Source organism: Pseudomonas sp. MAFF 730105 (assembly GCF_055380705.1).
Genome location: NZ_AP018438.1, coordinates 1,223,288 through 1,248,522, shown reverse-complemented (window position 1 = coordinate 1,248,522; position 25,235 = coordinate 1,223,288). Strand labels below are relative to the sequence as shown.

The following is a 25,235-nucleotide window of genomic DNA, read 5'->3' as shown; positions in this document are numbered from 1 at the left end:
TTGGCCAGGACTGCTGAGGGCTGTCATCGTGAAAAAATCTCTATCAACCGTGGCGCTATGTTATCCAGCGCAAGAATCTGCGCAGCCGCATCGATGGCCGCCGCCGCTTTGGGCATGCCATACACCGCACTGCTCCGCTGGTCCTGGGCAATGGTCACATAGCCCTGCTGGCGCATGAGTTTAAGCCCCTGTGCACCGTCGCGGCCCATGCCGGTGAGCAAAATGCCCACCGCGTCGCCGTTCCAGAAGCTCGCGACGCTTTCAAAGAACACGTCGATGGAGGGCCGATAGATCTCGTTGACCGGTTCGGCCGTGTAGGCCAGGGTGCCGTCCTTCAACAGACGTAAATGATGGTTGGTGCCGGCGAGCAACACCGTGCCATTTTGCGGCTGTTCGCCGTGTTGCGCCAGGCGAACCTTGTGCCCCGACGCACTGCTCAGCCATTCGGCCATGCCCGCGGCGAACACCTCATCCACATGTTGGACCAGCACAATGGCCGGGGCGAAGTGCAGCGGCAGGCCTTTGAGCAGAACCTCCAGCGCGGCCGGCCCGCCGGCCGACGAGCCGATGGCCACCAGGCTTTTCCGCGACGCGGCGGGACGCGGCGCAGCCGGCGTGGCACGCTCACGGCTGGCACGTTCGCCGATCAGCCAGCCGATGTTAGTGATCTTGCGCAACAACGGTGCCGCCGCGTCCTCGGGATGCCCCACGCCCAAGGCCGGCGTATCGACCACGTCCAGCGCGCCATGGCCCATGGCTTCGAACACTCGATGGACGTTCTGCTGGCTGTCACCGGTGACGATCACGATGGCGCATGGCGTTTCGGCCATGATCCGCCGGGTGGCCTCCACGCCATCCATGATCGGCATGAACAGGTCCATGAGGATCAGGTCCGGGGTGTACTCGGCACAGCGCTGCACCGCTTCGGCCCCGTTGGCGGCGACCCAGACCAACTGATGCGCTGGCTCGAACGCCAGCGCGCGACGCAGGGCCTCGACCGCCAGGGGCATGTCATTGACGATGGCGATTTTCAAGCGCGAGCTCCTCCGATGAGTTCGACCACGGCGTCGAGCAAGGCGTCGTCATGGAAACTCGCCTTCGCCAGATAATAGTCGGCTCCGGCGTCCAGGCCACGGCGGCGATCTTCTTCACGGTCCTTGTAGGACACCACCATCACCGGCAACGACTGCAAGCGGTTGTCGCGACGCAGCAGCGACACCAGTTCGATACCGTCCATGCGCGGCATGTCGATGTCTGTGATCAACAAGTCGAAATCCTCCGAACGCAACGCGTTCCAACCATCCATGCCGTCTACCGCCACCGCCACGTCATAACCCCGATTGAGCAGCAGTTTGCGTTGCAATTCACGCACGGTCAGGGAGTCATCCACCACCAGGATCCGTTTGCGCGGAGCCTGGGCCTGGTTCTGGCGGGCGATGCGCTCCAGGCGTCCGGTATCGAGCAGCTTGTCCACCGAGCGCAGCAGGTCTTCGACGTCGACAATCAACACCACTGAGCCGTCGTCCAGCAGGGCCCCGGCGGAAATGTCCTGGACCTTGCCCAAGCGTTCGTCCAGCGGCAGGACCACCAGGGTCCTTTCGCCGATGAAGCGCTCCACCGCCACGCCGTAAATGGCCTCGCGCTCGCGAATGACCACCACCTTGAGGTTCTGGCCACTGTCCTGGGTTGCCGGACGATTGAGCAACTGGCTGGCCGCGACCAGCCCGACATGCCGGCCTTCGTGCCAGAAGTGCTGGCGCCCCTCGACCTGCACGATGTCCTCCGGCGCCAGGTCGCACATGCGCTCGATATGAGCCAGGGGAAAGGCATAGGCCTCATCGCCGACGGCTACCACCAGGCTGCGGACCACCGAAAGCGTCAGCGGCACCTCGAGGTGGAAGCGACTGCCTTTACCCGCCGTCTGCTCCAATGTCACCGCGCCGCGCAATTGCCGGACCATGTGCTGGACCGCATCCAGGCCGACACCGCGCCCGGACACTTCGGTGACCGTGTCCCGCAGGCTGAAGCCCGGCAGGAACAGGAACGTCAGCAGCTCCTCTTCACTCAGGCTGGCGGCGGTCTGTTCGGGAGACAGCCCGCGCTCGACGACACTGCGCCGCACACGCTCGAGGTCCACGCCCGCGCCATCGTCCGCCAACTCCAGCACCAACAGGCCGGCCTGATGGGACGCGCGCAGGCGGATCAGGCCCTCGGCGGGCTTGCCGGCCAGCAGCCGTTGCTCCGGGGACTCGATGCCATGGTCCACGGCGTTGCGCAGCAGATGGGTCAGCGGCGCTTCGAGTTTTTCCAGCACATCTCGGTCGACCTGGGTTTTCTCGCCCTCGATCTCCAGGCGCACCTGTTTGCCCAGGCTACGCCCCAGGTCCCGTACCATCCGCGCCTGGCCCGACAGCACATCCGCGAACGGCCGCATGCGACAGGCCAGTGCCGTGTCGTACAGCACCTGCGCCCGTTGGCTGGCCTGCCAGGCGAACTCGTCCAGCTCGGCGGTTTTCTGCGCCAGCAACTGCTGGGTCTCGGCGAGCAGGCGGCGGGCATCGCCGAGCGCTTCCTGGGCCTGCAGGCTCAAGGCGTGGTCCTTGAGGTGGACGTTCAATTCTTCCAGAGCGCGCAAACCATTGCTCTGTTGGCGCTTGAGCCGTTGCATCGTTGCCAGCCAGGGCTTGAGGCGCTGGGTCTCTACCAGGGATTTGCTCGACAGATCCAACAGGCTGTTGAGCCGTTCTGCAGTGACCCGCAGCACCCGCTCGCCGCCTTCGGTGACCCGCTTGCCCTTGGGGCGCGCCGGCGCGACCGGCTCCGGCGGTTCGACGGCTACCGGCTCGGCGGGTATCTCGATCATCGGCGGCGTCGTGACCGGTGCCGGTGGCGCGGCGGGATCCAGCAAGCGTCCCATCAGCGCCACGTAGCCGTCGACGTCCGTCGTGCCGACGTTGTTGCCCGGCGTGGCGATGCGCGTCAACAGGTCGGTTCCTTGCAACAAGGCGTCGATGTGTTCGGCGCTCAGGACCAGGCGACGCTCCTGGGCACTCACCAGGCAATCCTCCATGACATGAGCCACGCTGACCCCGGCGTCAACGCCGACGATCCGCGCCGCCCCCTTGAGGGAATGGGCGGCGCGCATGCACGATTCGAGACAGTCAGCCTGGGTCGGGTCACGCTCCAAGGCCAGCAGGCCAGCGCTCAGCACCTGGGTCTGGGCGTCGGCCTCCAGGCTGAACAGTTCCAGCAACGAGGCGTCGCGCATCTGATCGGGGGTCATGACAGGCTCCGGGTCACGGCGGACAGTAGCTGTTCCTCATCCAGCCAACGCAGGCTGCGGCCCTTGTAATGCAATACACCACGGGTGTACTTGCCGCCGGACTGCGAAGCAGTCGCCAGGATGCGTTCGTCGATGGCATGAATGCCATCCACCTCGTCCACCGGCACCACCACGGGCCCGCCCTGGGCGGCGACGATCAACATGCGCGGCATGACCCGCCCGAAGGCGGCCGTTGTCGGGCCGGGCTCCAGTCCCAGCAGCTCGACCAGCGACAGGCAGGCCACCAGCGCCCCGCGCACATTTGCCACCCCCAGCAATGCACGGGAACGCTGGTGCGGCAACGAATGGATCGCTTGCAACGGCGCCACTTCCACCAGGCTGCGGGTGGTCAGGGCCAACCACTCTTCGCCCAGGCGGAACATCAGCAGCGAGCGCGTCACCACATCGACCTCCACCGGCGCATGGACCAGGTCCCGGTCGTCCTGCTGCAAGGCATAGCGGTCCAGCAAGCGGGTGGCCGCGGCCGAATACACCGAGCAGTTGCGGCAGTGGATATGCTCGGTCAGCAATGGGCAGGATTTGTCGCCATGCACGCCGATACGGTTCCAGCAGTCGTCTATTGCCTGGGCATCGTCATGGATGACGTTATGGAAAGCCGAACCGCTCATCATTTACGCTCACTGTCAGCCGCGCGTCCGCTACGGGCGGCGCGTTCCTGCAATCGACGGGCTCCGGCCGCGTCTCCCTGGGAAGCCAGCAGCGCTGCCAGATGCACCAGGGCCTCGGCGTGCTGCGGCTCAAGATAAAGTGCCTTGCGATAAAAGCCCTGGGCTTCGAGCGCACTGCCGGCCATGTCGCTGAGCAGGCCCAGCCAATAGAACACCTGGGCGTTGGGCGTGTGGTCACGCAAGTATTGCTCGCACGCCACACGGGCCTCGGCGCTTTTGCCGCCATTGGCCAGGGCGGCGATGCTGGCCAGCAAGGTGGCGGCGTCGCTGCTTTTCGGTTCGACGATTGGCGTCACGCTCGTCATGAACGGGCGGGGTCGAACCGCGGGGGAACGACGCGGGGCTGTGCCTGGCGAATCGGCAACGGCGTGGGCATCAGGGCTGGCACCGGTTGAGGATCGGGAGCGCCCTGGCGGCTGAAGGCAAACGACTGGGCGGCCCCGATCGAGCGCATGCCCAGCCGCCCGAGCAAACTACCCTCGGCGGGGCCGATGAACAGTACGCCGTCCTGGTGCGTCAGGCGCTTGAGCACCTCGAACACCAGCCGTTGGGTCGGCTGGTCGAAGTAGATCAACAAGTTGCGGCAGAACACAAAATCGTAGGGTGTTTCGTTCGCCAGCAGTGCCGGATCCAGTAGGTTGCCCACTTGCAGGCGTACCTGTTCGCGGACCCGTTCGCTGAGGCAGTAGCCCTCCCCGTCGAGGGTGAAATGGCGCTCGCGAAAACCGAGGTCCGCCCCCCTGAACGAATTCCTGCCAAAACGCGCGCCTCTGGCTCGCTCTATCGACAGGGGGCTGACGTCCAGCCCGTCGACCTTGAATTGATGAGGCTCCAGGCCCGCATCGAGCAAGGCCATGGCGATTGAATAAGGTTCTTCGCCGGTGGAGCACGGCAAACTGAGAATACGCAGGGCGCGCAAGTGCCTGATTTCGGCCAGGCGCTTGACAGCCAGTCGGGCGAGGGTCGCGAAGGACTCCGGATAGCGAAAGAACCAGGTCTCCGGGACAATCACCGCTTCGATCAGCGCTTGCTGCTCCTGGGTCGATGCCTGCAGGCTTTGCCAATACTCATCGGCGGTTCGTCCAGGTACGGCGATGATGCGCTGGCGCACGGCCCGCTCGATGATGGCGGTGCCGACGGAGGTGACATCCAGACCGATGCGCTCCTTGAGGAAGTCGAAAAAACGCTGGTCGCTGTTCATGGCTGAGCCCCAACGTCATCGAGACTCAACGGTGGCGTGGGAAACAGCACGGCACGGACCGCTTCATCGAGCAGGTCATTGACCCGCACCCATTGCAGCAGCCCCTGGGCATCTTCGCGCACCGGGCCCAGGTAGGGCGCCTGTCGGTTATCCAGGCCATAAGGCTGGAACTCCAGCGGATCGCAGCGCAACGTGTCGGTGGCCTGCTCCAGGATCAAACCCAGCACCTGCCCCGGCAATTGCTCGTCGGGCCGGTAATGCACCAGCACCAGCCGCGTACTGGTACGGGCCTCGGCGCGTTGGCCGAAGGCCAGGCTGCACAGGTCGATCACCGGCACCACTGTCCCGCGCCAGGCGAATACACCCGCCACCCAGGCGGGTGCCCGGGCGATCGGTTTGAGAGGCAGGCGTGGCAGCACTTCCACCACGTCGGTAGCCTGCAGGGCATAGCGCTCGTTGCCGATGCTAAACATCAGGAACAAGGTTTGACGGGTCGCCGACGCGGCGCCACGCCTGGCCTCGAACTCGCTCATCAGACTTTGAATCGCGAGACGCCGCCACGCAGCCCCACGGCCACCTGGCTCAACTCATCGATGGCAGAACTGGCCTGACGCAAGGACTCCACGGTCTGGCTGCTGGCATCGCCCAGTTGAACCAGGGCGTGATTGATCTGTTCGGCACCGGTGGCCTGGGTCTGCATGCCCTCGTTGACCATCAGCACCCGCGGCGCCAGCGCCTGGACCTGATGGATGATCTGCGACAGCTGCTCGCCGACCTGCTGCACCTCGGCCATACCACGGCGGACCTCTTCGGAGAACTTGTCCATACCCATCACACCAGCGGACACGGCGGACTGGATTTCGCGCACCATCTGTTCGATGTCATAGGTGGCTACCGCCGTCTGGTCGGCCAGGCGGCGTACCTCGGTGGCGACCACGGCGAAGCCGCGACCGTACTCGCCGGCCTTTTCCGCTTCGATGGCAGCGTTGAGGGACAGCAGGTTGGTCTGGTCGGCCACCTTGACGATGGTGACCACCACCTGGTTGATGTTGCCGGCCTTCTCGTTGAGGATCGCCAGCTTGGCATTCACCAGGTCGGCGGCGCCCATCACCGAATGCATGGTTTCTTCCATGCGCGCCAGACCTTGCTGACCGGAACCGGCGGCCACCGAGGCCTGGTCGGCGGCGGCGGAGACTTCGGTCATGGTGCGCACCAGGTCACGGGAGGTCGCCGCGATCTCGCGAGAGGTGGCGCCGATCTCCGTGGTGGTGGCGGCGGTTTCCGTGGCCGTGGCCTGTTGCTGGCGAGAGGTGGCGGCAATCTCGGTCACCGAGGTGGTGACTTGCACCGACGAGCGCTGGGCCTGGGACACCAGGGAGGTCAGCTCGGCCATCATGTCGTTGAAACCGGTTTCCACCGCACCGAACTCGTCTTTGCGCGCCAGGTTCAGGCGTCCGCTCAAATCGCCGCTGCGCATGACCTCGAGAATTTCCACGATGCGGTTCATCGGCGCCATGATTGCGCGCATCAACAGCAGGCCGCAGAGAACCGCAACGACCATCGCGACGATAAACGACAGGCCCATGGCGACCTTGGCGGCCGAGACCGCTTTGTCTATGGTCCCGGTGGCCTGCTCCGCCAGTTCACGGTTGCGTTCGATGATGTGATTCAGATGCGTCCGTCCGCCGATCCAGGCGGCCGTCAGCTCTGTGTCCAGTGCCCGCCGCGCACCTTCGTAATCCTTGCGCTGATAGAGGTCGAGGACTTTCGCCATCGCCAGGTTGAATGCCTGGTGATTGGTCTCGAACTCGTCGAAAGACGCTTGGTCGGCCGGGTTCTGGATCAGCTTTTGGTAGTTTTGTATTTCTTCACGCAGATGCTGCTCGAAGCCTTGGTAGCGGGCCTTGTCCTCGGCGGTGATTTCCCGGTTGCCCGAGAGGCCGACGATCTGTTGGGTCAGGACGTAGCTGTCGACCCAGCCCCCGCGGATCATGGAACTGTAATACACCCCAGGCACTGCATCGGTACGTACCCGCTCTTCACCGTCCTGGATCTTCAACAACCGCGAATACGAGACAACCACCATCAGCAGCATGATGGCGATGATCACCGCAAAACTCGCCAGGATGCGTTGGCGCAACGTCCAGTTCTTCACAGTAAAACCTCGGGGAGACTTCGAAATGCTGGGGAGTATAGCCGAGGGGCGTGGTGTGCTGATGTTGGATGCCACCACTGTGGAAGCGGGCTTGCTCGCGAAAGCGGTGGGTCAGCGTGCACCTGTATTGAATGTGCCGCCGCCATCGCGGGCAAGCCCTGATGCCAGTCAGTTAAGCCACAAACCTGTGGGAGCAAAGCTTGAAACCTGTGGGAGCAAAGCTTGCTCGCGATAACGACAGAACAGTCAACATTGCTACAGACTGACTTACCGCAATCGCGAGCAAGCTTTGCTCCCACAGGTTTGTGCTCCCACAGGAGAATGGTGTTTGTCAGGCGTTATCTACAAGGCAGCCCGTCGCACCTGATTCTCCAGCTCGACCTTCAACCCAGGCTCCAGCTTGAGCTGCCGCGCCAGCTCATCGAGGTAGGACTTTTCCATGAAGTTCTCTTCGTCCACCAGCATCACACTGGCGATGTACATTTCCGCGGCCATTTCCGGGGTGCCGGCGGCGCGGGCGACGTCGGTGGGGTCCAGGGGCTTGTTGAGCTCGGCATGCAGCCAGTGCCGCAGTTCCTGGTCACTGTCGAGCTTGGTGAATTCGCCTTCGATCAACTGCCGCTCACGCTCATCCACATGACCGTCGGCCTTGGCCGCCGCCACCAAAGCCTTGAGGATGGCCTGGCTGTGCTGCTCGACCTGTGCCGGAGGGATGCGGTCCAGGGTCTGGGGTTCCGTTTGCGGCGCGCGGCCCTGCTGTGCCTGCCAGTTGCCGTAGGCCTTGTATGCGATCACGCCCAGCGCGGCGAGACCGCCGTAGAGCGCAACCTTGCCGCCGGTCTTGCGGACTCGCTTGTTACCCAGCAGCAACCCCATGGCACCCGCCGCCAATGCACCGCCGCCGGCACCGGAAAGGAGGCCGCCAAGCCCGCCCGACCCGGCCTTGCCCCCCAGCAGGTCACCAAGCCCACCGGCCGGCTTGTTCTGCGCGCCGCCCGCCTTGTTCTGCAACAGGTCCTGGCCGGACCTGAGTAACTGATCGAGTAGTCCACGGGTGTTCATTTCGCTGCCTCCACGTGTTCGGGTAACCGGATTCGCAAGGCCACCAGCCTAAATCGAAAGTGCCCGAAGTCGGCGGCGAGAGTGCTTCGAGATGTTGCTCGCCTCTCAGAGCGCTTCGGCAACCCTTCAGAAAAAACGATATACACTGCAGAACATCGATAAAAACAGCCCACCGGGTATTCGCCCATGATGACCCTGCGTCAGATCCGCCATTTCATCGCCGTAGCCGAGACCGGCTCGATTTCCGCCGCTGCGCAAGCCGCGTTCATTTCCCAGTCCACCCTGACCCTGGCCATCCAGCAACTGGAACAGGAGATCGGTGTCAGCCTGTTCAACCGCCATGCCAAGGGCATGACCCTGACCCATCAAGGGCATCAGTTCCTGCGCCAGGCCCACCTGATCCTCGCCACCGTCGACAACGCCAAGCGCAGCCTGCAGCAAAGCACCGACCAGGTAGCCGGCCATCTGACCGTCGGAGTGACCAGCCTGGTCGCCGGCTATTACCTGGCCGATCTGCTGACCCGCTTCCAACGTGCCTACCCGAATGTGTTGATCCGCGTGATGGAAGACGAACGGCCCTATATCGAACATCTGCTGGTCAGCGGTGAAATCGACGTCGGCGTGCTCATCCTGTCCAACCTCGAAGACCGCCATGCCTTGCAGACCGAAGTACTGACCCACTCTCCGCACCGCTTGTGGCTACCGGCGCAGCACCCGCTGCTGGAGCACGACAGCATCAACTTGACGGATGTCGCCTGCGAGCCGTTGATCCAACTGAACGTCGATGAGATGGAGCGCAACGCCCAGCGCCTGTGGCGTGGCGCAGGCCTGCAACCGAAGATCACGTTGCGCACCGCCTCGACCGAAGCGGTACGCAGCCTGGTAGCGGCGGGACTGGGGGTGTCGATCCAACCGGACATGACGTACCGCCCTTGGTCACTGGAGGGCGACATCATCGAAGCGCGTCCGATCGCCGACCTCAACCAGACCCTCGACGTCGGGCTGGCCTGGCGCCGCGGCACGTCACGACCGGCGCTGGTCGATCCATTCCTGACCGTCGCCCGGGAGCAACCCCAGGGCGGACGCAAGCCATCTATTTAATCGAATGCAGACTTGAGTATTTAGAATTTGTCGACCCGGAGGCCGCGCACTAGTCTTGCGGCATCACCACGATCCCTGTGGGAGCGAGCAGGCTCGCTCCCACAGGTTCTGTGTTTCAACCGATAAAAAGAGAAATCGGACATGGCTGGCACGCAAACTCCACTGTGCACCGCGTTGCTGATCGATGGGGAGCTTGTCTCCGGCGAGGGATTTGTCGAGCCAATCCTCAACCCGGCCACCGGCGAGGTACTGGCCCATATCGCCGAGGCCAGCATCGAGCAGGTCGAGGCAGCGATCCTGGCCGCCCACCACGCCTTCGACGGATGGTCGCGCACCACCCCGCAACAACGCTCGAACCTGCTGCTGGAGATCGCCGGCGCCGTCGAAAAGCATGCCGATCACCTGGCCCGTCTCGAATCGCTGAACTGCGGCAAGCCATTGCACCTGGCGCGGCAGGACGACCTCAGTGCCACAGTGGATGTGTTCCGTTTCTTCGCCGGCGCCGTGCGCTGCCAGACCGGCCAGCTCAGCGGTGAGTACCTGCCCGGCTACACCAGCATGGTGCGTCGCGACCCTATCGGCGTGGTCGCGTCCATCGCCCCGTGGAATTACCCGATCATGATGGCCGCCTGGAAAATCGCCCCGGCCCTGGCCGCTGGCAATACCCTGGTGTTCAAGCCCTCGGAACACACGCCGCTGTCCATCCTCGCCCTGGCGCCACTGCTGGCCGAGATCCTGCCACGGGGTGTCATCAACGTCATCTGCGGAGGCGGCGAAGGGGTCGGCAGCCATCTGGTCAGCCATCCCAAGGTGCGCATGGTCTCGCTGACCGGCGATATCGTTACCGGCCAGAAAATCCTCCAGGCTGCGGCGAAAACCCTCAAACGCACGCATCTGGAGCTGGGAGGCAAGGCCCCGGTGATCGTCTGCAACGACGCCGACATCCAGGCGGTGGTCGATGGCGTGCGCACCTACGGCTATTACAACGCCGGCCAGGATTGCACCGCGGCCTGCCGGATCTACGCCCAGGGCGCCATTCACGACCGGCTGGTGGCCGAACTCGGTACGGCAGTCAGCAGCCTGCGTTTTGCCGGCAAACGCGACGCCGACAACGAAATCGGCCCGTTGATCAGCACCCGCCAGCGCGACCGCGTCGCCAGTTTCGTCGAACGCGCCCTCGGCCAACCGCACATCGAACGCATCACCGGCGCGGCGGTGCATTCCGGTGCCGGCTTCTATTACCAACCGACCTTGCTGGCCGGCTGCAAGCAAAGCGATGAAATCGTCCAGCGCGAAGTGTTCGGCCCGGTGGTCACCGTGACCCGCTTCGACGAACTCAGCCAGGCGGTGGATTGGGCCAACGATTCCGAATACGGCCTGGCATCCTCGGTATGGACCCAGAACCTGGACAAGGCGATGCAGGTGGCGGCGCGCCTGCAATACGGCTGCACCTGGATCAACAGTCACTTCATGCTGGTCAGCGAAATGCCCCACGGCGGCCTGAAGCGCTCGGGCTATGGGAAGGACCTGTCCAGTGACTCGCTCCAGGACTACAGCGTGGTACGCCACATCATGGCCCGTCACGGCCAGCATCTATAAACAGCACTACGCTGATAACAGGCCATCCATGGCGCTTCACCATTGAAAAACTGCCCCGACCATAATTAAAGCAAGAGGGATTCCCATGTACGCGCACAACACCGTATTGCTCAGTGCAATCACCCTGGCGCTGCTGACCAGCCTCAGCGTCCAGGCCGCCGAACCGCTCAAGACCGTTGGCAAGGGCGAAGGCCAGTTGGATATCGTGGCCTGGCCGGGTTACATCGAACGAGGCGAAAGCGACAAGGCCTACGATTGGGTGACCGGTTTCGAGAAGGAAACCGGCTGCAAGGTCAATGTGAAAACCGCCGCGACCTCCGACGAAATGGTCAGCCTGATGAGCAAGGGTGGCTACGACCTGGTCACGGCCTCGGGCGATGCTTCGTTGCGACTGATCGCCGGCAAGCGGGTGCAACCGATCAACACTGCATTGATCCCCAATTGGAAGAACCTCGATCCGCGCCTCAAGGACGCGCCGTGGTACGTGGTCAACCAGCAGACCTACGGCACGCCATATCAGTGGGGACCGAACGTGTTGATGTACAACACCAACGTATTCAAGCAGGCCCCCACCAGTTGGAGCGTGTTGTTCAGCGCCCAGGCCCTGCCCGATGGCAAGCCGAACAAGGGCCGCGTGCAGGCCTACGACGGTCCGATCTACATCGCCGATGCGGCGCTGTACCTCAAGACCGCCAAGCCCGAGCTGGGCATCAAGGATCCGTATCAACTCGACGAAGCCCAATACAAGGCCGTGCTGGAGCTACTGCGGGCCCAGCAACCGTTGATCCACCGCTACTGGCATGACACCACCGTGCAGATGAGTGACTTCAAGAACGAAGGGGTGGTGGCGTCCGGTGCCTGGCCGTATCAGGTCAATGGCCTGATCAACGAAAAACAACCGATCGCCTCGACCATTCCGAAAGAAGGCGCCACCGGCTGGGCGGACACCACCATGCTCCACGCCGAAGCCAAGCACCCCAACTGCGCCTACAAATGGATGGACTGGTCGTTGCAACCGAAGGTCCAGGGTGACGTGGCAGCATGGTTCGGCTCCTTGCCGGCAGTGCCTGCAGCGTGCCAGGGCAGCGAGCTGCTGGGGGCCGAAGGGTGCAAGACCAATGGCTTCGACCAGTTCGACAAGATCGCCTTCTGGAAAACCCCACAGGCCGAGGGCGGCAAGTTCGTGCCGTACAGCCGCTGGACCCAGGATTACATCGCGATCATGGGCGGGCGGTAAGGTCAGTCTCTCGCCACGAAAGTGGCGATGAACACTGCCTTTGTGGCGAGGGGATTCATCCCCGTTGGGCTGCGAAGCAGCCCCAAAGCAGTCTACTGAATTCACCTGACAAACCGAGTTGGTGGGATTCAGGGGCTGCTTCGCAGCCCAGCGGGGATGAATCCCCTCGCCACAGGACAGTGTTCCCATCATTGAAATTTCATGCCGCACCGCTTTATGGAGCACCGCCCCATGACACTCGCAGTCCAGTTCACCCAGGTTTCCCGTCAATTCGGCGAGGTGAAGGCCGTTGACCGGGTCTCCATCGACATCGAGGACGGCGAGTTCTTTTCCATGCTGGGCCCCTCCGGGTCGGGCAAGACCACCTGCCTGCGGCTGATTGCCGGTTTCGAACAGCCGAGCGCCGGTTCCATCCGCATCCATGGCGAGGAGGCCGCCGGGCTGCCGCCCTATCAACGGGACGTCAACACGGTGTTCCAGGATTACGCCCTCTTTCCCCACATGAACGTACGCGACAACGTGGCCTACGGCTTGAAAGTCAAAGGCGTCGCCAAGGCCGAGCGAATCAAACGTGCCGACGAAGCGCTGGAGATGGTGGCCCTGGGCGGCTATGGCGAACGCAAACCGGTGCAGCTCTCCGGCGGCCAACGCCAGCGCGTCGCCCTGGCCCGTGCGCTGGTCAATCGCCCGCGGGTCTTGCTGCTGGACGAACCCCTTGGCGCCCTCGACCTGAAGCTGCGCGAACAGATGCAAGGCGAATTGAAGAAACTGCAGCGCCAGTTGGGCATCACCTTCATTTTCGTCACCCATGACCAGACCGAGGCCTTGTCGATGTCCGACCGGGTGGCGGTGTTCAACAAGGGCCGCATCGAACAGGTGGATACGCCGCGCAACCTGTACATGAAACCGGCGACCACCTTCGTCGCGGAATTCGTCGGCACCTCCAACGTGATTCGTGGTGAACTGGCGCGGCAGCTGAGCGGTTATCCACAGCCGTTTTCGATCCGCCCGGAACACGTGCGTTTCGCCGAGGGCCCGTTGAGCGGCAATGAGATCGAAGTCCAAGGGCGGCTTCACGACATTCAATACCAGGGCAGCGCCACCCGCTACGAGCTGAAGCTGGAAAACGGCCAGATCCTGAACCTCAGTCAGGCCAACACTCAGTGGGCCGACAGCAGCGCTCAGCACCAGACCGGCCAGCAGCTCAGGGTCCGCTGGGCCCGCGAGGCGATGATTACCCTGCACGACACTGTCGGCGGCGAGGCCTGAGATGAATACACTGGCTCTCCCCCGGACACCTGCACCGGGTTCGCTGCGACGGTTTTCCAACCTGCTGTACCGACGGCCCAACCTGTACCTGTCGATGCTGCTGGTACCGCCGCTGATCTGGTTCGGCGCGATCTACCTGGGCTCGCTGCTGACCTTGCTGTGGCAAGGCTTCTACACCTTCGACGATTTCACCATGGCGGTCACGCCGGACCTGACCCTGGCGAATTTCGCGGCACTGTTCCAACCGTCGAACTTCGACATCATCCTGCGCACCGTGAGCATGGCCATCGCGGTGTCCATCGCCAGCGCCGTCGTCGCGTTTCCCATCGCCTATTACATGGCGCGCTACACCAGCGGCAAGACCAAGGCGTTTTTCTACATCGCGGTGATGTTGCCCATGTGGGCCAGCTACATCGTCAAGGCCTATGCCTGGACATTGTTGCTGGCCAAGGGCGGCGTGGCGCAGTGGTTCATACAGCACCTGGGCCTGGGGCCGGTGTTGCAGTTCGTGCTGGAAATCCCCGGCGTCGGCGGCAGCACGCTGTCCACTTCGCACCTGGGACGCTTCCTGGTATTCGTCTATATCTGGCTGCCGTTCATGATCCTGCCGATCCAGGCGTCCCTGGAGCGACTGCCGCCCTCGCTGCTGCAAGCCTCGGCGGACCTGGGTGCCAGGCCCCGCCAGACGTTCATGCAAGTGGTCCTGCCGCTGTCGGTCCCGGGCATCGCCGCCGGCTCGATCTTCACCTTCTCGCTGACCCTGGGGGATTTCATCGTGCCCCAGCTGGTGGGCCCGCCGGGCTACTTCGTCGGCAGCATGGTCTACGCCCAGCAAGGCGCCATCGGCAACATGCCCATGGCCGCCGCCTTCACGCTGGTGCCCATCGTGCTGATCGCCATTTACCTGTCTATCGTCAAGCGCCTGGGGGCTTTCGATGCACTCTGATTCTTCATCCCGGGCTTCATGGGGTTTGCGCATCGCGGCTTGGGGCGGGCTGGTGTTCCTGCACTTCCCGATCCTGATCATCTTCCTCTATGCCTTCAATACTGAGGATGCCGCGTTCAGCTTCCCGCCCCAGGGCATGACCCTGAAATGGTTCAGCGTGGCCTTCGCCCGTCCGGACGTGCTGGAGGCGATCAAGCTGTCGTTGCAGATCGCGACCATCGCCACACTGATCGCCATGGTGCTCGGCACGTTGGCCTCGGCAGCGCTGTATCGCCGCGACTTCTTCGGCAAGCAGGGCATCTCGCTGATGCTGATCCTGCCCATTGCCTTGCCAGGGATCATCACCGGCATTGCGTTACTGGCCACGTTCAAGACCCTGGGAATCGAACCGGGCATGTTCACCATCGTCGTCGGTCACGCGACCTTCTGTGTGGTGATCGTCTACAACAACGTCATCGCCCGGCTGCGCCGCACCTCCCACAGCCTGATCGAGGCCTCGATGGACTTGGGGGCGGATGGCTGGCAGACCTTCCGCTACATCATCCTGCCCAATCTTGGCTCGGCATTGCTGGCCGGCGGCATGTTGGCGTTCGCGCTGTCGTTCGACGAAATCATTGTCACCACCTTCACTGCCGGCCATGAACGCACCCTGCCGCTCTGGCTGCTCAACCAACTCAGCCGCCCCCGCGACGTGCCGGTGACCAACGTCGTCGCCATGCTGGTGATGCTGGTGACCATGCTGCCGATACTGGGCGCCTATTACCTGACCCGTGGGGGTGAGAGCGTGGCGGGGAGCGGGGGGAAATAGCGATGACCCCATGTGGGAGCGAGCCTGCTCGCGAAAGCGGTGCTCCAGTCAGTGCAAGGGTTGCCTGATGGAACGCCTTCGCGAGCAGGCTCGCTCCCACAAAAAACAACAACTTGAGAGGACATGGACATGCAAACCAAACTGCTGATCAACGGTCGCCTGGTGAATGGCGAAGGTCCTGGACAGGCCGTGTTCAATCCGGCGCTGGGTCGGGTGCTGGTGGAAATCAACGAAGCCAGCGAAGCCCAGGTCGACGCCGCCGTGCGCGCCGCCGATGACGCCTTCGACAGTTGGTCGCAGGTCCCACCCAAGGACCGTTCCCTGCTGCTGCTCAAACTGGCCGACGCCATTGAAGCCCATGGCGAAGAACTGGCGAAGCTGGAATCGGACAACTGCGGCAAACCCCTGAGCGCCGCCCTGAACGACGAGATTCCGGCCATTGCCGACGTGTTCCGTTTCTTCGCCGGCGCCAGTCGCTGCATGAACGGCTCGGCGGGGGGCGAGTACCTGCCGGGGCATACCTCGATGATCCGTCGCGACCCGGTGGGCGTCATTGCCTCCATCGCGCCCTGGAACTATCCACTGATGATGGTTGCCTGGAAAATCGCCCCGGCCCTGGCCGCCGGCAATACTGTTGTGCTCAAGCCGTCGGAACAGACGCCCCTGACGGCGCTGCGTCTGGCGGAACTGGCCTCGGAGATTTTCCCGGCGGGCGTACTCAACGTGGTGTTCGGTCGTGGGCAGACCGTCGGCCAGCCGCTGATCACGCACCCGAAAGTGCGCATGGTTTCGCTGACCGGCTCCATCGCCACCGGTTCGCACATCATTTCCAGCACCGCCGACAGCGTCAAACGCACCCACATGGAACTGGGCGGCAAGGCCCCGGTGATCATCTTCGACGACGCCGACATCGACGCCGCCGTGGAAGGCATCCGCACCTTCGGTTTCTACAATGCCGGCCAGGATTGCACCGCGGCCTGCCGCATCTATGCCCAGCGAGGTATCTATGAGCAGTTCGTCGAAAAACTCGGCGCCGCGGTGGGCAGCATCAAGTACGGCCTGCAATCCGCACCGGACACCGAGATGGGCCCGCTGATCACCGCCCAGCATCGCGACCGCGTGGCCGGGCTCGTCGAACGCGCCATCGCCCAGCCACATATCCGTTTGATCACCGGTGGCAAGGCCGTGGACGGCAACGGGTTCTTCTTCGAACCGACGGTACTGGCCGATGCCCAGCAGGACGATGAGATCGTGCGCCGGGAGGTCTTCGGCCCGGTGGTGTCCGTCACCCCGTTCCTCGATGAAGCGCAGGTGCTGGACTGGGCCAACGATTCGGATTATGGCCTGGCCTCATCGGTATGGACCCGAGACGTCGGTCGGGCCCATCGCCTGTCGGCACGCTTGCAATATGGCTGCACCTGGGTGAATACCCACTTCATGCTCGTCAGCGAAATGCCCCATGGCGGTCAGAAACATTCCGGGTATGGCAAGGACATGTCCATGTATGGGCTGGAGGACTACACGGTGGTGCGGCATGTGATGTTCAAACATTGATCCGAAGAGCCCATCACACCACGACCGGGCAACAAACCTGGTCGTGGTCAGGCGAGGGTCAGTAAGGCACTATCAATTCGACCGAGGGGAAATAGTTGCGGTAACGTTTGGCATCCCGGGTCAACAAAGTCAGGCCCTTCACAGCGGCATGGGCGCCAATGAAAAAATCGGCCAGTACATTAGTCTTTCCGCCACCTACCTTGCGATAGCGCACAAAAGCCTTGCCGGCCAAAAACAACGCCGGTCGAGGTATCTCCAGCATCAACAGACCCAGTTCAGTAACAGCCTCATCCAATGCTTCAAAAGTGGAAAAAGTCTGGGAGAGTTCGGCATAGACAATCGGGTTGATGGCGAGGTCATGGATCTGGGATTGGGCACGCAACTGCTGGATGGACCAGTCAGCCCAAACAGGGTCGTCTTCCAGAACATCAATCAACACGTTGGTGTCGACCAACACCATCAATCGTCACCTCGTAACAGCGCCATCAGCTCATCGGTGCGCCACTTGATATCCGCCTTGCCACGGGCAGCTTCGAAGCGATCGCGAACCGCTTTTTCTGCGGTTCGAGGCTTACCGGCCTGCAGCACCACTTCTCCCTGTGCGTTAACACTGAACTCGACCGCACAACCTGGAATCAGGTGCAACGCATCGCGAATGGGCTTGGGAATGGTGACCTGCCCCTTACTTGTCATTGTCGTCGACACTGTCTTCTCCTTCGATGTATTACCTCAACAAGAAAAGTAATACTTCAAGTACGAACCTGCAACCGCCGCTGATCGTAGGCAAACGCGCTTTGCCTCTTGGGAAAATGCGGCATTTCAAAACCGCGAAACACTCCTCATCGCATCCACCAGGTAACGCATGGCGATCCGGTCGTTTTCCGACAGCTCGCGGTAGCGTTCCACCAGTCGCAGTTCCTCCAGGCTAAGGCGCCGCGTCCGGCGCGCGTTGTGCAGGCATGGAAAGAGCCCCAGCATTTCGGCAATGCCCTGTAGTTTCGTCATGAACAGTGTCCTTGTGTACGTCGAATTGATTCCCGGAGCCTGCCGGGCCCGCGGACGGAACCCCTTTGCCAAGCTAAAGAATAGGGGCGATTCACACAGCGAGGAGGCAGTTTTAGAGTAATTAGTCAAAAAAATGCAGATGTCTCCGAGAAAAAAGAAATATCTGTAAGAAAATTTAACCAAGCCACGCTTTCCTTTCTCAGCCGTCGACGTATCCCCTATGATTTTGCGCCTCGGTGAACCGATCCGGTTATCAAGCATCTGTTCTAACGTTGTTTGGCCAAAGGCATGTCCGAACTCCTTTATCAGTTTTATCAGTCCTTGTTGCCAGGAACGGCTGGGGATTGTTTCGAGAAAGGTCGTATTTATGCATCGCAGGAATCTGCTCAAGGCCTCCATGGCTTTCGCCGCCTATACCGGGCTTTCGGCTTCGGGTCTCATGGCAGCACGGGCCTGGGCCGCCGATCAGACGGCAGACGGCGAAGCCCGCCCCTTCGACTTCAAGAACCTGAAGGACCAGGCCAAACGGCTGGCCGGGCAACGTTACGTCGACACCAAGCAAGTCTTGCCAGAAACATTGGCGATGATGTCGCCACTGCAGTTCAACGCGATCCGGTATGACGCCAACCATTCGTTGTGGAATGAGCTGGATGGCCAACTGGACGTACAGTTTTTCCACGTTGGCATGGGTTTCAAACAGCCGGTGCGCATGCACAGCGTCGATCCGAAGACCCGCCTGGCCCGTGAAGTGCACTTCCGCCCGGAGTTGTTCAACTACGAGAAAACCACGGTCAACACCGCGCAACTGAAGGGTGACCTGGGCTTCTCCGGGTTCCGGGCCTTCAAGGCGCCGGAGCTGGACCGGCACGACATCGTTTCGTTTCTGGGCGCCAGTTATTTCCGCGCCGTGGACGCCAGCGGCCAGTACGGGCTCTCGGCCCGCGGTTTGGCAATCGATACGTATGCCAAGCACCGCGAGGAGTTTCCGGACTTCACCCAGTTCTGGTTCGAAACCCCGGACAAGAACAGCACCCGTTTCGTGGTCTATGCCCTGCTCGACTCCCCCAGCGCCACCGGGGCCTACCGCTTTGACATCGATTGCCAGCCCACCCGGGTCGTGATGGAAGTCGACGCCCACATCAACGCTCGGACCGCCATCGAGCAACTGGGCATTGCGCCGATGACCAGCATGTTCAGTTGCGGCACCGTCGAGCGACGCATGTGCGACACCATTCACCCACAGATCCACGACTCCGATCGCCTGGCCATGTGGCGCGGCAATGGCGAATGGGTCTGCCGCCCGCTGAACAACCCCGCCACTCTGCAATTCAACGCCTTTGCCGACAAGAACCCGAAAGGCTTCGGCCTGGTGCAGACCGACCATAGCTTCGAGAGCTACCAGGACACCGTGGACTGGTACAGCAAGCGTCCAAGCCTGTGGGTCGAGCCGACAACGGCCTGGGGCGAAGGCTCTGTGGATCTGCTGGAAATTCCTACGACCGGCGAAACCTTGGATAACATCGTCGCGTTCTGGTCGCCGAAGAAACCGGTCGCGGCCGGCGACTCGCTGAACTATGGCTACAAACTCTACTGGAGCGCCCTGCCGCCGGTGAGCACCGAGCTGGCCCAGGTCCACGCGAGCCGTTCCGGGATGGGTGGTTTCATCGAAGGTTGGGCACCGGGCGAGCATTACCCGACCGTCTGGGCCCGACGCTTTGCAGTGGACTTCAGTGGCGGCGGTCTCGACCAGCTACCCCCTGGGACTGGCATCGAACCGGTGGTGACCTGCTCCCATGGCGAGGTGAAAGACTTCAACGTGCTGGTGGTGGATGCGATCAAGGGCTATCGCATCACCTTCGACTGGTACCCGACCGACGACCGCGTGGACCCGGTGGAAATGCGCCTGTTCATTCGCACCAAGGACCGGACCCTGAGCGAGACCTGGCTGTACCAGTACTTCCCGCCGGCGCCGGATAAGCGCAAGTATCCCTGATAGTTATTGGTCGTCCGGGCTGGCCCCATCGCGAGCAGGCTCGCTCCCACACAGTGATCTCATTGCATAGGGATTTCTTGGGGGAGCGAGCCTGCTCGCGATGAGGCCGGTGCAAGCAGAGAAAATTTCAACTAAAGAAAAGCCCCGGCCTGAACGACCGGGGCTTTGTTTTGACAGGAACAGTCAGTCCCGCAGATCGGACTCATGGATCGGCTGGTCCCGATGGGTCGCCCGCTGATACTGCGCCGGCCATATCGCCTTGCGCCCGCCCAGGTCATCATCGGCATGCAGCGCCCAGTACGGATCGCGCAACAACTCGCGGGCCAGGAAAATGATGTCAGCCTGACAGGTTCGCAGGATGTGCTCGGCCTGGGCCGGTTCGGTGATCATGCCAACGGTGCCGGTGGCGATTTCCGACTCCTTGCGCACTCGTTCAGCGAAGCGTGTCTGGTAACCCGGACCAGTGGGGATTTCCGCATTCGCCGCGGTACCGCCCGATGACACATCGATCAGGTCCACCCCCAGAGCCCTGAATCGCCGCGCCAGTTCAACGGTTTCATCAGGATTCCAGCCGTCCTCGACCCAATCGGTGGCCGAGACGCGCACGAACACCGGCAACTCCTGGGGCCATACGGCCCTGACCGCTTCGGTGACCTGCAGCACCAGCCGGATACGGTTCTCGAACGAACCACCATATTGATCGCGCCGCTGATTGCTCAACGGAGACAGGAACTGATGCAGCAGATAGCCGTGGGCCGCATGGACCTCGACCACCTTGAACCCGGCCGTCAAGGCGCGTCTGGCCGCCTCCACGAACGCCTGGATGACGCCGTTGATCTGTCCCTCGTCCAGTTGGGCCGGCTGGGTGTGCTGCGGATCGAAGGCAATCGGCGAGGGCCCCACCGGCACCCAGCCGCCATCCGCGGGTTTTACGCTGCCATGCTTGCCCAGCCAGGGCCGCCAGGTACTGGCCTTGCGCCCGGCATGGGCCAGTTGAATGCCTGGCACGGAGCCTTGGGCGGTGATGAAACGGGTGATGCGTTGCAGGGGTTCGATCTGTTCATCGTTCCACAGCCCCAGGTCCTGGGCGGTGATACGGCCGTCGGCGGTGACAGCGGTGGCTTCAGTGAATACCAGGCCGGCACCACCCACGGCACGACTGCCGAGGTGCACCAGGTGCCAGTCATTGGCCAGGCCATCGACGCTCGAATACTGGCACATCGGTGATACCGCGATGCGATTGGGCAGGGTCAATTGACGTACGGTATAGGGTTCAAGCAGCAGACTCATGGGGCACCTCTTCGAATCAGTGGGCAGGCTCCAGGTTCTGTTTGAAAAGTCGACGAGTGACAAAAGGTGCAGCACCCGCCCCCGCGGGCAAAGAAAATGGTCAAGACGTCACAAGGGCTATCAACCAGTGTTTAGAGCCTAGTCGACAACCTGGGATAAGGCAGGGTTCCGCGGTTAAAACAAGTTCGTGTGGCGAGGGGAAATCATCGCCTTGGCAAATCTGTGGGCCTACCGCGGCTCGATATGGGCAATCATCAACTGCACCGTTTCCTGGCCACGAAACTCGTTGAGGTCGAGTTTGTAGGCCAGTTCGACCCAGCGCACGGTCGGGTTCGGCCAGACATCGCGGTCGATGCCAAAGGCGATGCCATCGAGCTTCACCGAACCGCACTCGCTCTTGAGTACCACCTTCAGGTGTCGTTCGCCCACCACCCGCTGCTCGACCAACTGGAACACACCGTGGAACATCGGCTCCGGAAAATGCTGGCCCCAGGGGCCGGCATGGCGCAGGGCCCGGGCCAGTTCCAGGTGGAATTCTTCCACCGCCAGGGTGCCATCCGACAGCAGGCGTCCGGTCAGGTCTTCTTCACGCAACTGCCTGCGCACTTCCGCGTCGAACGCCTCGGCGAACAATGGGAAGTTCGCCTCGGGCAATGACAACCCTGCCGCCATGGCATGACCGCCGTACTTGGTGATCAGGGTCGGATGCTGCGCCGCCACGACACTCAGGGCGTCGCGAATATGAAAGCCCTGCACCGATCGGCCAGAGCCCTTGAGCATGCCGTCTCCGGCGTCGGCAAAGGCAATGGTCGGACGGAAGTAACGCTCTTTCATACGGGAGGCGAGGATGCCGATGACGCCTTGGTGCCACTGCGGATCGAACAGGCACAGACCGAACGGCATCGATTCCACCGGCAGCTCCTTGAGCTGGGCCAGCGCCTCACGCTGCATGCCCTGCTCGATGGATTTGCGGTCCTGGTTCATGCCATCCAGTTGCGCGGCCATCTCCCGGGCCAATGCCGCGTCATCGGTGAGCAGGCATTCGATGCCCAGGCTCATGTCGTCCAGGCGCCCCGCCGCATTCAGGCGCGGACCCAGGATGAACCCGAGGTCGGTGGAGGTAATGCGCGAATGATCGCGCCGGGCCACTTCCAGAATGGCCTTGATGCCAGGGCGCGCACGCCCGGCGCGAATGCGCTCAAGGCCCTGATGCACGAGAATCCGGTTGTTGGCGTCCAGGGGCACCACGTCGGCCACGCTGCCCAGGGCCACCAGGTCCAGCAACTCGCCGATGTTCGGCTGCGGTTTGCTGGCGTACCAACCCAGGCTGCGCAACCGCGCGCGCAGGGCCATCAGCACGTAGAAAATCACCCCGACACCCGCCAGCGCCTTGCTCGGGAATTCACAGCCCGGCTGGTTCGGATTGACGATGGCATCGGCCGCCGGCAATTCGGTGCCCGGCAAGTGGTGGTCGGTCACCAGCACCTTGAGCCCTGCCGCTTTCGCCGCCGCCACGCCTTCCACGCTGGAAATACCGTTGTCCACCGTGATCAGCAGTTGCGGCTCGCGGGTCAGGGCGACTTCGACGATTTCCGGGGTCAGTCCGTAGCCGTAATCGAAGCGATTGGGCACCAGATAATCGACATGGGCCGCCCCCAGCAGGCGTAGCCCCAACAGGCCCACGGTGCTGGCCGTGGCGCCGTCGGCATCGAAGTCGCCGACGATCAGGATCCGTTGGCGCTGCTCCAGGGCCACCACCAGGAGATCCACCGCCGCATCGATGCCCTTGAGCTGCTGGTAGGGAATCAGGCGCGCCAGGCTCTTGTCCAGTTCGGCCTCGGACTGCACGCCACGCGCCGCGTACAGGCGGGTCAGCAGAGGGGGCAAGTCACCGAGGAACGGCAGGGTGTCGGGGAGCTGGCGGGGTTCTATGCGCATGGGGTGACGGACATTCTTCTATGGGTCATTGAAACTATCGGCAAAAGAGCTGCATGTGGGAGCGAGCCTGCTCGCGATAGCGCTGTGTCAGTCTCTGGGTAGCGAGATGATCCACCGCTATCGCGAGCAGGCTCGCTCCCACAGGAATCAACCGCGCTCGCCCAGCAACCACTGCAGCTGAACTTCATGCTGGCCACGGTCGTCGGTCACGAACATCGTCCCCTCGCTGATCATCACATCCCACTTGATCACGCGAGGCATGTCCTGGGCCAGGGTTTCCAGCACGTCCTGGGGCACCGCGGCGATGTTAACGTTCTTCAGGCCTTTCACCGCCGGGATCACCTTGCCCTCCCAGACCCGCAGGCTGCCATAAGCCAATAGGCTGGTGCGTTCGGTACGACGCGAACACCAGGTCAGGCGATCGACGTCAGGCTGACCGACTTCAATCCAATGCAGCACGCGGTCATCCAGGCTTTTTTCCCACAGTGCCGGTTCATCGACGTCTGACAGACCGCGACCAAACGACAGCAGCTCGTTGTACCAGAGTGCGTAGGCCAACAGCCGCACGGTCATGCGCTCCTCGGTTTCCGAAGGATGGCGGGCAATGGTCTGCTTCACATTCTCGTAGACATTGCGGTCGAGGTCGGTGAGGTTCAGTTCAAACTTGTAGGTCGTGGACGGCTGGGCCATGAACGGGCTTCTTGATACGTGGAAAGGCGGCAAGTCTAACCGATGAAACGGCAAATCCACGAATTGCCGACCATCAACCTGCGGCGACTGGCGCTGGCCTATGATAAAACCCTCCATTCGTTCCGTTTTGTCCTACAGGATCTTTCATGTCGCTCACAGCCAAACCCCTTGCCGGGGTCAAAGTCATCGAACTCGGCACGTTGATCGCCGGGCCTTTTGCCTCGCGGATCTGTGCAGAATTCGGTGCCGAAGTGGTCAAGGTCGAGTCGCCTGACGGCGGCGACCCGCTGCGCAAGTGGCGCAAGTTGTATGAAGGCACTTCCCTGTGGTGGTTCGTCCAGGCGCGTAACAAGAAATCCCTGACCTTGAACCTGAAACACCCCGACGGTCTGGCGATTCTGAAGCAGCTGATTGGCGAGGCCGACATCCTGATCGAGAACTTTCGTCCCGGCGTACTGGAAAAACTCGGCCTGGGCTGGGATGTGCTGCACGCGCTGAACCCGAAACTGGTGATGGTGCGTCTCTCCGGTTTCGGCCAGACCGGACCGATGAAAGATCAGCCCGGGTTTGGTGCAGTGGGCGAATCCATGGGCGGCCTGCGCTACATCACCGGGTTCGAAGACCGCCCACCGGTGCGCACCGGGATTTCCATCGGTGACTCCATTGCCGCCCTCTGGGGCGTGATCGGCGCGCTGATGGCCCTGCGTCACCGCGAGGTCAACGGCGGCAGCGGACAAGTGGTGGACGTGGCGTTGTACGAGGCGATATTCGCCATGATGGAAAGCATGGTGCCGGAGTTCGACGTGTTCGGTTTCATCCGCGAGCGCACCGGCAATATCATGCCTGGCATCACCCCCTCGTCGATCCACACCAGCGCCGATGGCAAGCATGTGCAGATTGGTGCCAATGGCGACGCGATCTTCAAGCGTTTCATGCAGATCATCGGCCGTGACGACCTGGCCAATGACCCGCAACTGGCCAGCAATGACGGCCGTGACAGCCGCCGTGACGAGTTGTACGGCGTCATCGATCGCTGGGTCAATTCACTGCCGCTCGATACCGTTATCGAACAGTTGAACCGGGCCGAAGTACCGGCCAGCCGGATCTTCAGCGCCGAAGACATGTTCAGCGACCCACAATTCCTGGCCCGTGAAATGTTCCTGCAAGCCAAACTGCCGGACGGCAAGGCGTTCAAGATGCCAGGCATCGTGCCAAAACTGTCCGACACGCCGGGCAGCGCCGAATGGGTCGGGCCAACGCTTGGAGAACACAATGCCCAGGTGCTTGGCGAGCTTGGCTACGATGCGCAGCAAATCGCTCGCCTGCGCACGGAGGGGGCGATTTAAACGGTTCGAACGTGAAACCGTCCGTCGAGG

Annotated in this window: 21 protein-coding genes and 1 pseudogene; 9 read left to right on the top strand and 13 right to left on the bottom strand. The window is 62.4% G+C overall.

Features of this window, described 5'->3' with window-relative positions; all coding sequences use genetic code 11:
• Window positions 1-23 precede the first annotated feature (23 nt).
• The 7 genes and pseudogenes from cheB to PCOSP_RS05400 all read right to left on the bottom strand — a co-directional run bounded on the left by cheB (window position 24) and on the right by PCOSP_RS05400 (window position 8,429).
• On the bottom strand, window positions 24-1,034 hold the full coding sequence (gene cheB, locus PCOSP_RS05430; RefSeq protein WP_139646086.1) for a chemotaxis response regulator protein-glutamate methylesterase: 1,011 nt from the start codon (window positions 1,032-1,034) through the stop codon (window positions 24-26).
• Entirely contained in the window at window positions 1,031-3,283 is a 2,253-nt protein-coding gene (locus PCOSP_RS05425; protein WP_175385116.1) for a hybrid sensor histidine kinase/response regulator, read from the bottom strand. The genes cheB and PCOSP_RS05425 overlap by 4 nt, the downstream gene beginning before the upstream one ends.
• Complete coding sequence (locus PCOSP_RS05420; RefSeq protein ID WP_464711873.1) at window positions 3,280-3,951, bottom strand: chemotaxis protein CheW; 672 nt, start codon at window positions 3,949-3,951, stop codon at window positions 3,280-3,282. Before PCOSP_RS05420 ends, PCOSP_RS05425 begins: the two co-directional genes overlap by 4 nt.
• Window positions 3,951-5,212: pseudogene (locus tag PCOSP_RS05415) on the bottom strand (CheR family methyltransferase). The gene PCOSP_RS05420 and the pseudogene PCOSP_RS05415 overlap by 1 nt, the downstream one beginning before the upstream one ends.
• Complete coding sequence (locus PCOSP_RS05410) at window positions 5,209-5,745, bottom strand: chemotaxis protein CheW (protein WP_175385119.1); 537 nt, start codon at window positions 5,743-5,745, stop codon at window positions 5,209-5,211. Before PCOSP_RS05410 ends, PCOSP_RS05415 begins: the two are co-directional and overlap by 4 nt.
• Window positions 5,745-7,367 carry a methyl-accepting chemotaxis protein gene (locus tag PCOSP_RS05405; RefSeq protein WP_175385120.1) on the bottom strand — a complete coding sequence of 541 codons (1,623 nt, stop codon included), beginning with the start codon at window positions 7,365-7,367 and terminating at the stop codon, window positions 5,745-5,747. The genes PCOSP_RS05410 and PCOSP_RS05405 overlap by 1 nt, the downstream gene beginning before the upstream one ends.
• A 342-nt stretch (window positions 7,368-7,709) precedes the next feature.
• Window positions 7,710-8,429, bottom strand: coding sequence for a tellurite resistance TerB family protein (locus PCOSP_RS05400; protein WP_139646072.1), 720 nt, complete (start codon window positions 8,427-8,429; stop codon window positions 7,710-7,712).
• 186 nt (window positions 8,430-8,615) lie between these two features.
• Here PCOSP_RS05400 and PCOSP_RS05395 point away from each other — a divergent pair, with 186 nt between their 5' ends.
• The 7 genes from PCOSP_RS05395 to PCOSP_RS05365 all read left to right on the top strand — a co-directional run bounded on the left by PCOSP_RS05395 (window position 8,616) and on the right by PCOSP_RS05365 (window position 16,943).
• Complete coding sequence (locus PCOSP_RS05395) at window positions 8,616-9,530, top strand: LysR family transcriptional regulator (RefSeq protein ID WP_464710497.1); 915 nt, start codon at window positions 8,616-8,618, stop codon at window positions 9,528-9,530.
• A gap of 141 nt (window positions 9,531-9,671) precedes the next feature.
• Window positions 9,672-11,129, top strand: a complete 1,458-nt coding sequence (locus tag PCOSP_RS05390; RefSeq protein ID WP_139646068.1) for a gamma-aminobutyraldehyde dehydrogenase — start codon at window positions 9,672-9,674, stop codon at window positions 11,127-11,129.
• A gap of 85 nt (window positions 11,130-11,214) precedes the next feature.
• Window positions 11,215-12,366 carry a putative ABC transporter substrate-binding protein YdcS gene (ydcS, locus tag PCOSP_RS05385; protein WP_139646065.1) on the top strand — a complete coding sequence of 384 codons (1,152 nt, stop codon included), beginning with the start codon at window positions 11,215-11,217 and terminating at the stop codon, window positions 12,364-12,366.
• A gap of 231 nt (window positions 12,367-12,597) precedes the next feature.
• Complete coding sequence (locus tag PCOSP_RS05380; protein WP_139646063.1) at window positions 12,598-13,635, top strand: ABC transporter ATP-binding protein; 1,038 nt, start codon at window positions 12,598-12,600, stop codon at window positions 13,633-13,635.
• Window position 13,636: 1 nt separating this feature from the next.
• The gene (locus PCOSP_RS05375; protein ID WP_464710496.1) at window positions 13,637-14,581 is read left to right on the top strand and encodes an ABC transporter permease; all 945 of its coding nucleotides are present in this window, start codon (window positions 13,637-13,639) and stop codon (window positions 14,579-14,581) included.
• Entirely contained in the window at window positions 14,571-15,389 is an 819-nt protein-coding gene (locus PCOSP_RS05370; RefSeq protein ID WP_139646059.1) for an ABC transporter permease, read from the top strand. Before PCOSP_RS05375 ends, PCOSP_RS05370 begins: the two co-directional genes overlap by 11 nt.
• 129 nt (window positions 15,390-15,518) lie before the next feature.
• Complete coding sequence (locus PCOSP_RS05365; protein ID WP_464710495.1) at window positions 15,519-16,943, top strand: gamma-aminobutyraldehyde dehydrogenase; 1,425 nt, start codon at window positions 15,519-15,521, stop codon at window positions 16,941-16,943.
• A gap of 58 nt (window positions 16,944-17,001) precedes the next feature.
• Here the strand turns inward: PCOSP_RS05365 and PCOSP_RS05360 are convergent, their stop codons facing one another.
• The 3 genes from PCOSP_RS05360 to PCOSP_RS05350 form a co-directional block, all read right to left on the bottom strand.
• A complete protein-coding gene (locus PCOSP_RS05360; protein ID WP_047702114.1) occupies window positions 17,002-17,403 on the bottom strand; it encodes a type II toxin-antitoxin system VapC family toxin in 402 nt (133 codons plus the stop codon).
• A complete protein-coding gene (locus PCOSP_RS05355) occupies window positions 17,403-17,648 on the bottom strand; it encodes an AbrB/MazE/SpoVT family DNA-binding domain-containing protein (protein ID WP_139646055.1) in 246 nt (81 codons plus the stop codon). Before PCOSP_RS05355 ends, PCOSP_RS05360 begins: the two co-directional genes overlap by 1 nt.
• A gap of 114 nt (window positions 17,649-17,762) precedes the next feature.
• Window positions 17,763-17,948 carry a hypothetical protein gene (locus tag PCOSP_RS05350; RefSeq protein ID WP_041024818.1) on the bottom strand — a complete coding sequence of 62 codons (186 nt, stop codon included), beginning with the start codon at window positions 17,946-17,948 and terminating at the stop codon, window positions 17,763-17,765.
• 367 nt (window positions 17,949-18,315) lie between these two features.
• On the opposite strand from PCOSP_RS05350, the gene PCOSP_RS05345 reads away from it, so the two are divergent.
• Complete coding sequence (locus tag PCOSP_RS05345) at window positions 18,316-19,941, top strand: glucan biosynthesis protein D (RefSeq protein WP_139646053.1); 1,626 nt, start codon at window positions 18,316-18,318, stop codon at window positions 19,939-19,941.
• A 183-nt stretch (window positions 19,942-20,124) separates the two neighbouring features.
• Here PCOSP_RS05345 and PCOSP_RS05340 read toward each other — a convergent pair whose 3' ends face one another.
• From PCOSP_RS05340 to PCOSP_RS05330, 3 genes are all read right to left on the bottom strand, one after another.
• Window positions 20,125-21,231 (bottom strand): NADH:flavin oxidoreductase/NADH oxidase, encoded by a 1,107-nt coding sequence (locus PCOSP_RS05340; RefSeq protein WP_175361645.1) that lies wholly within the window; start codon window positions 21,229-21,231, stop codon window positions 20,125-20,127.
• A 228-nt stretch (window positions 21,232-21,459) separates the two neighbouring features.
• Window positions 21,460-23,169 (bottom strand): single-stranded-DNA-specific exonuclease RecJ, encoded by a 1,710-nt coding sequence (recJ, locus tag PCOSP_RS05335; RefSeq protein ID WP_175361646.1) that lies wholly within the window; start codon window positions 23,167-23,169, stop codon window positions 21,460-21,462.
• A 147-nt stretch (window positions 23,170-23,316) separates the two neighbouring features.
• Window positions 23,317-23,859: a YaeQ family protein gene (locus PCOSP_RS05330; protein WP_024778953.1), complete on the bottom strand. Its 543-nt coding sequence runs from the start codon at window positions 23,857-23,859 to the stop codon at window positions 23,317-23,319.
• Window positions 23,860-24,005: 146 nt separating this feature from the next.
• On the opposite strand from PCOSP_RS05330, the gene PCOSP_RS05325 reads away from it, so the two are divergent.
• The gene (locus PCOSP_RS05325; protein WP_175361647.1) at window positions 24,006-25,205 is read left to right on the top strand and encodes a CaiB/BaiF CoA transferase family protein; all 1,200 of its coding nucleotides are present in this window, start codon (window positions 24,006-24,008) and stop codon (window positions 25,203-25,205) included.
• Window positions 25,206-25,235 lie beyond the last annotated feature (30 nt).

Coding starts and splice junctions, on each gene's coding strand:
- PCOSP_RS05425 (WP_175385116.1), bottom strand. CDS start 3,283: ATGACCCCCGATCAGATGCGCGACGCCTCGTTGCTGGAACTGTTCAGC.
- PCOSP_RS05420 (WP_464711873.1), bottom strand. CDS start 3,951: ATGAGCGGTTCGGCTTTCCATAACGTCATCCATGACGATGCCCAGGCA.
- PCOSP_RS05410 (WP_175385119.1), bottom strand. CDS start 5,745: ATGAGCGAGTTCGAGGCCAGGCGTGGCGCCGCGTCGGCGACCCGTCAA.
- PCOSP_RS05400 (WP_139646072.1), bottom strand. CDS start 8,429: ATGAACACCCGTGGACTACTCGATCAGTTACTCAGGTCCGGCCAGGAC.
- PCOSP_RS05395 (WP_464710497.1), top strand. CDS start 8,616: ATGATGACCCTGCGTCAGATCCGCCATTTCATCGCCGTAGCCGAGACC.
- PCOSP_RS05390 (WP_139646068.1), top strand. CDS start 9,672: ATGGCTGGCACGCAAACTCCACTGTGCACCGCGTTGCTGATCGATGGG.
- ydcS (WP_139646065.1), top strand. CDS start 11,215: ATGTACGCGCACAACACCGTATTGCTCAGTGCAATCACCCTGGCGCTG.
- PCOSP_RS05380 (WP_139646063.1), top strand. CDS start 12,598: ATGACACTCGCAGTCCAGTTCACCCAGGTTTCCCGTCAATTCGGCGAG.
- PCOSP_RS05375 (WP_464710496.1), top strand. CDS start 13,637: ATGAATACACTGGCTCTCCCCCGGACACCTGCACCGGGTTCGCTGCGA.
- PCOSP_RS05370 (WP_139646059.1), top strand. CDS start 14,571: ATGCACTCTGATTCTTCATCCCGGGCTTCATGGGGTTTGCGCATCGCG.
- PCOSP_RS05365 (WP_464710495.1), top strand. CDS start 15,519: ATGCAAACCAAACTGCTGATCAACGGTCGCCTGGTGAATGGCGAAGGT.
- PCOSP_RS05360 (WP_047702114.1), bottom strand. CDS start 17,403: ATGGTGTTGGTCGACACCAACGTGTTGATTGATGTTCTGGAAGACGAC.
- PCOSP_RS05350 (WP_041024818.1), bottom strand. CDS start 17,948: ATGACGAAACTACAGGGCATTGCCGAAATGCTGGGGCTCTTTCCATGC.
- PCOSP_RS05345 (WP_139646053.1), top strand. CDS start 18,316: ATGCATCGCAGGAATCTGCTCAAGGCCTCCATGGCTTTCGCCGCCTAT.
- PCOSP_RS05340 (WP_175361645.1), bottom strand. CDS start 21,231: ATGAGTCTGCTGCTTGAACCCTATACCGTACGTCAATTGACCCTGCCC.
- recJ (WP_175361646.1), bottom strand. CDS start 23,169: ATGCGCATAGAACCCCGCCAGCTCCCCGACACCCTGCCGTTCCTCGGT.
- PCOSP_RS05330 (WP_024778953.1), bottom strand. CDS start 23,859: ATGGCCCAGCCGTCCACGACCTACAAGTTTGAACTGAACCTCACCGAC.
- PCOSP_RS05325 (WP_175361647.1), top strand. CDS start 24,006: ATGTCGCTCACAGCCAAACCCCTTGCCGGGGTCAAAGTCATCGAACTC.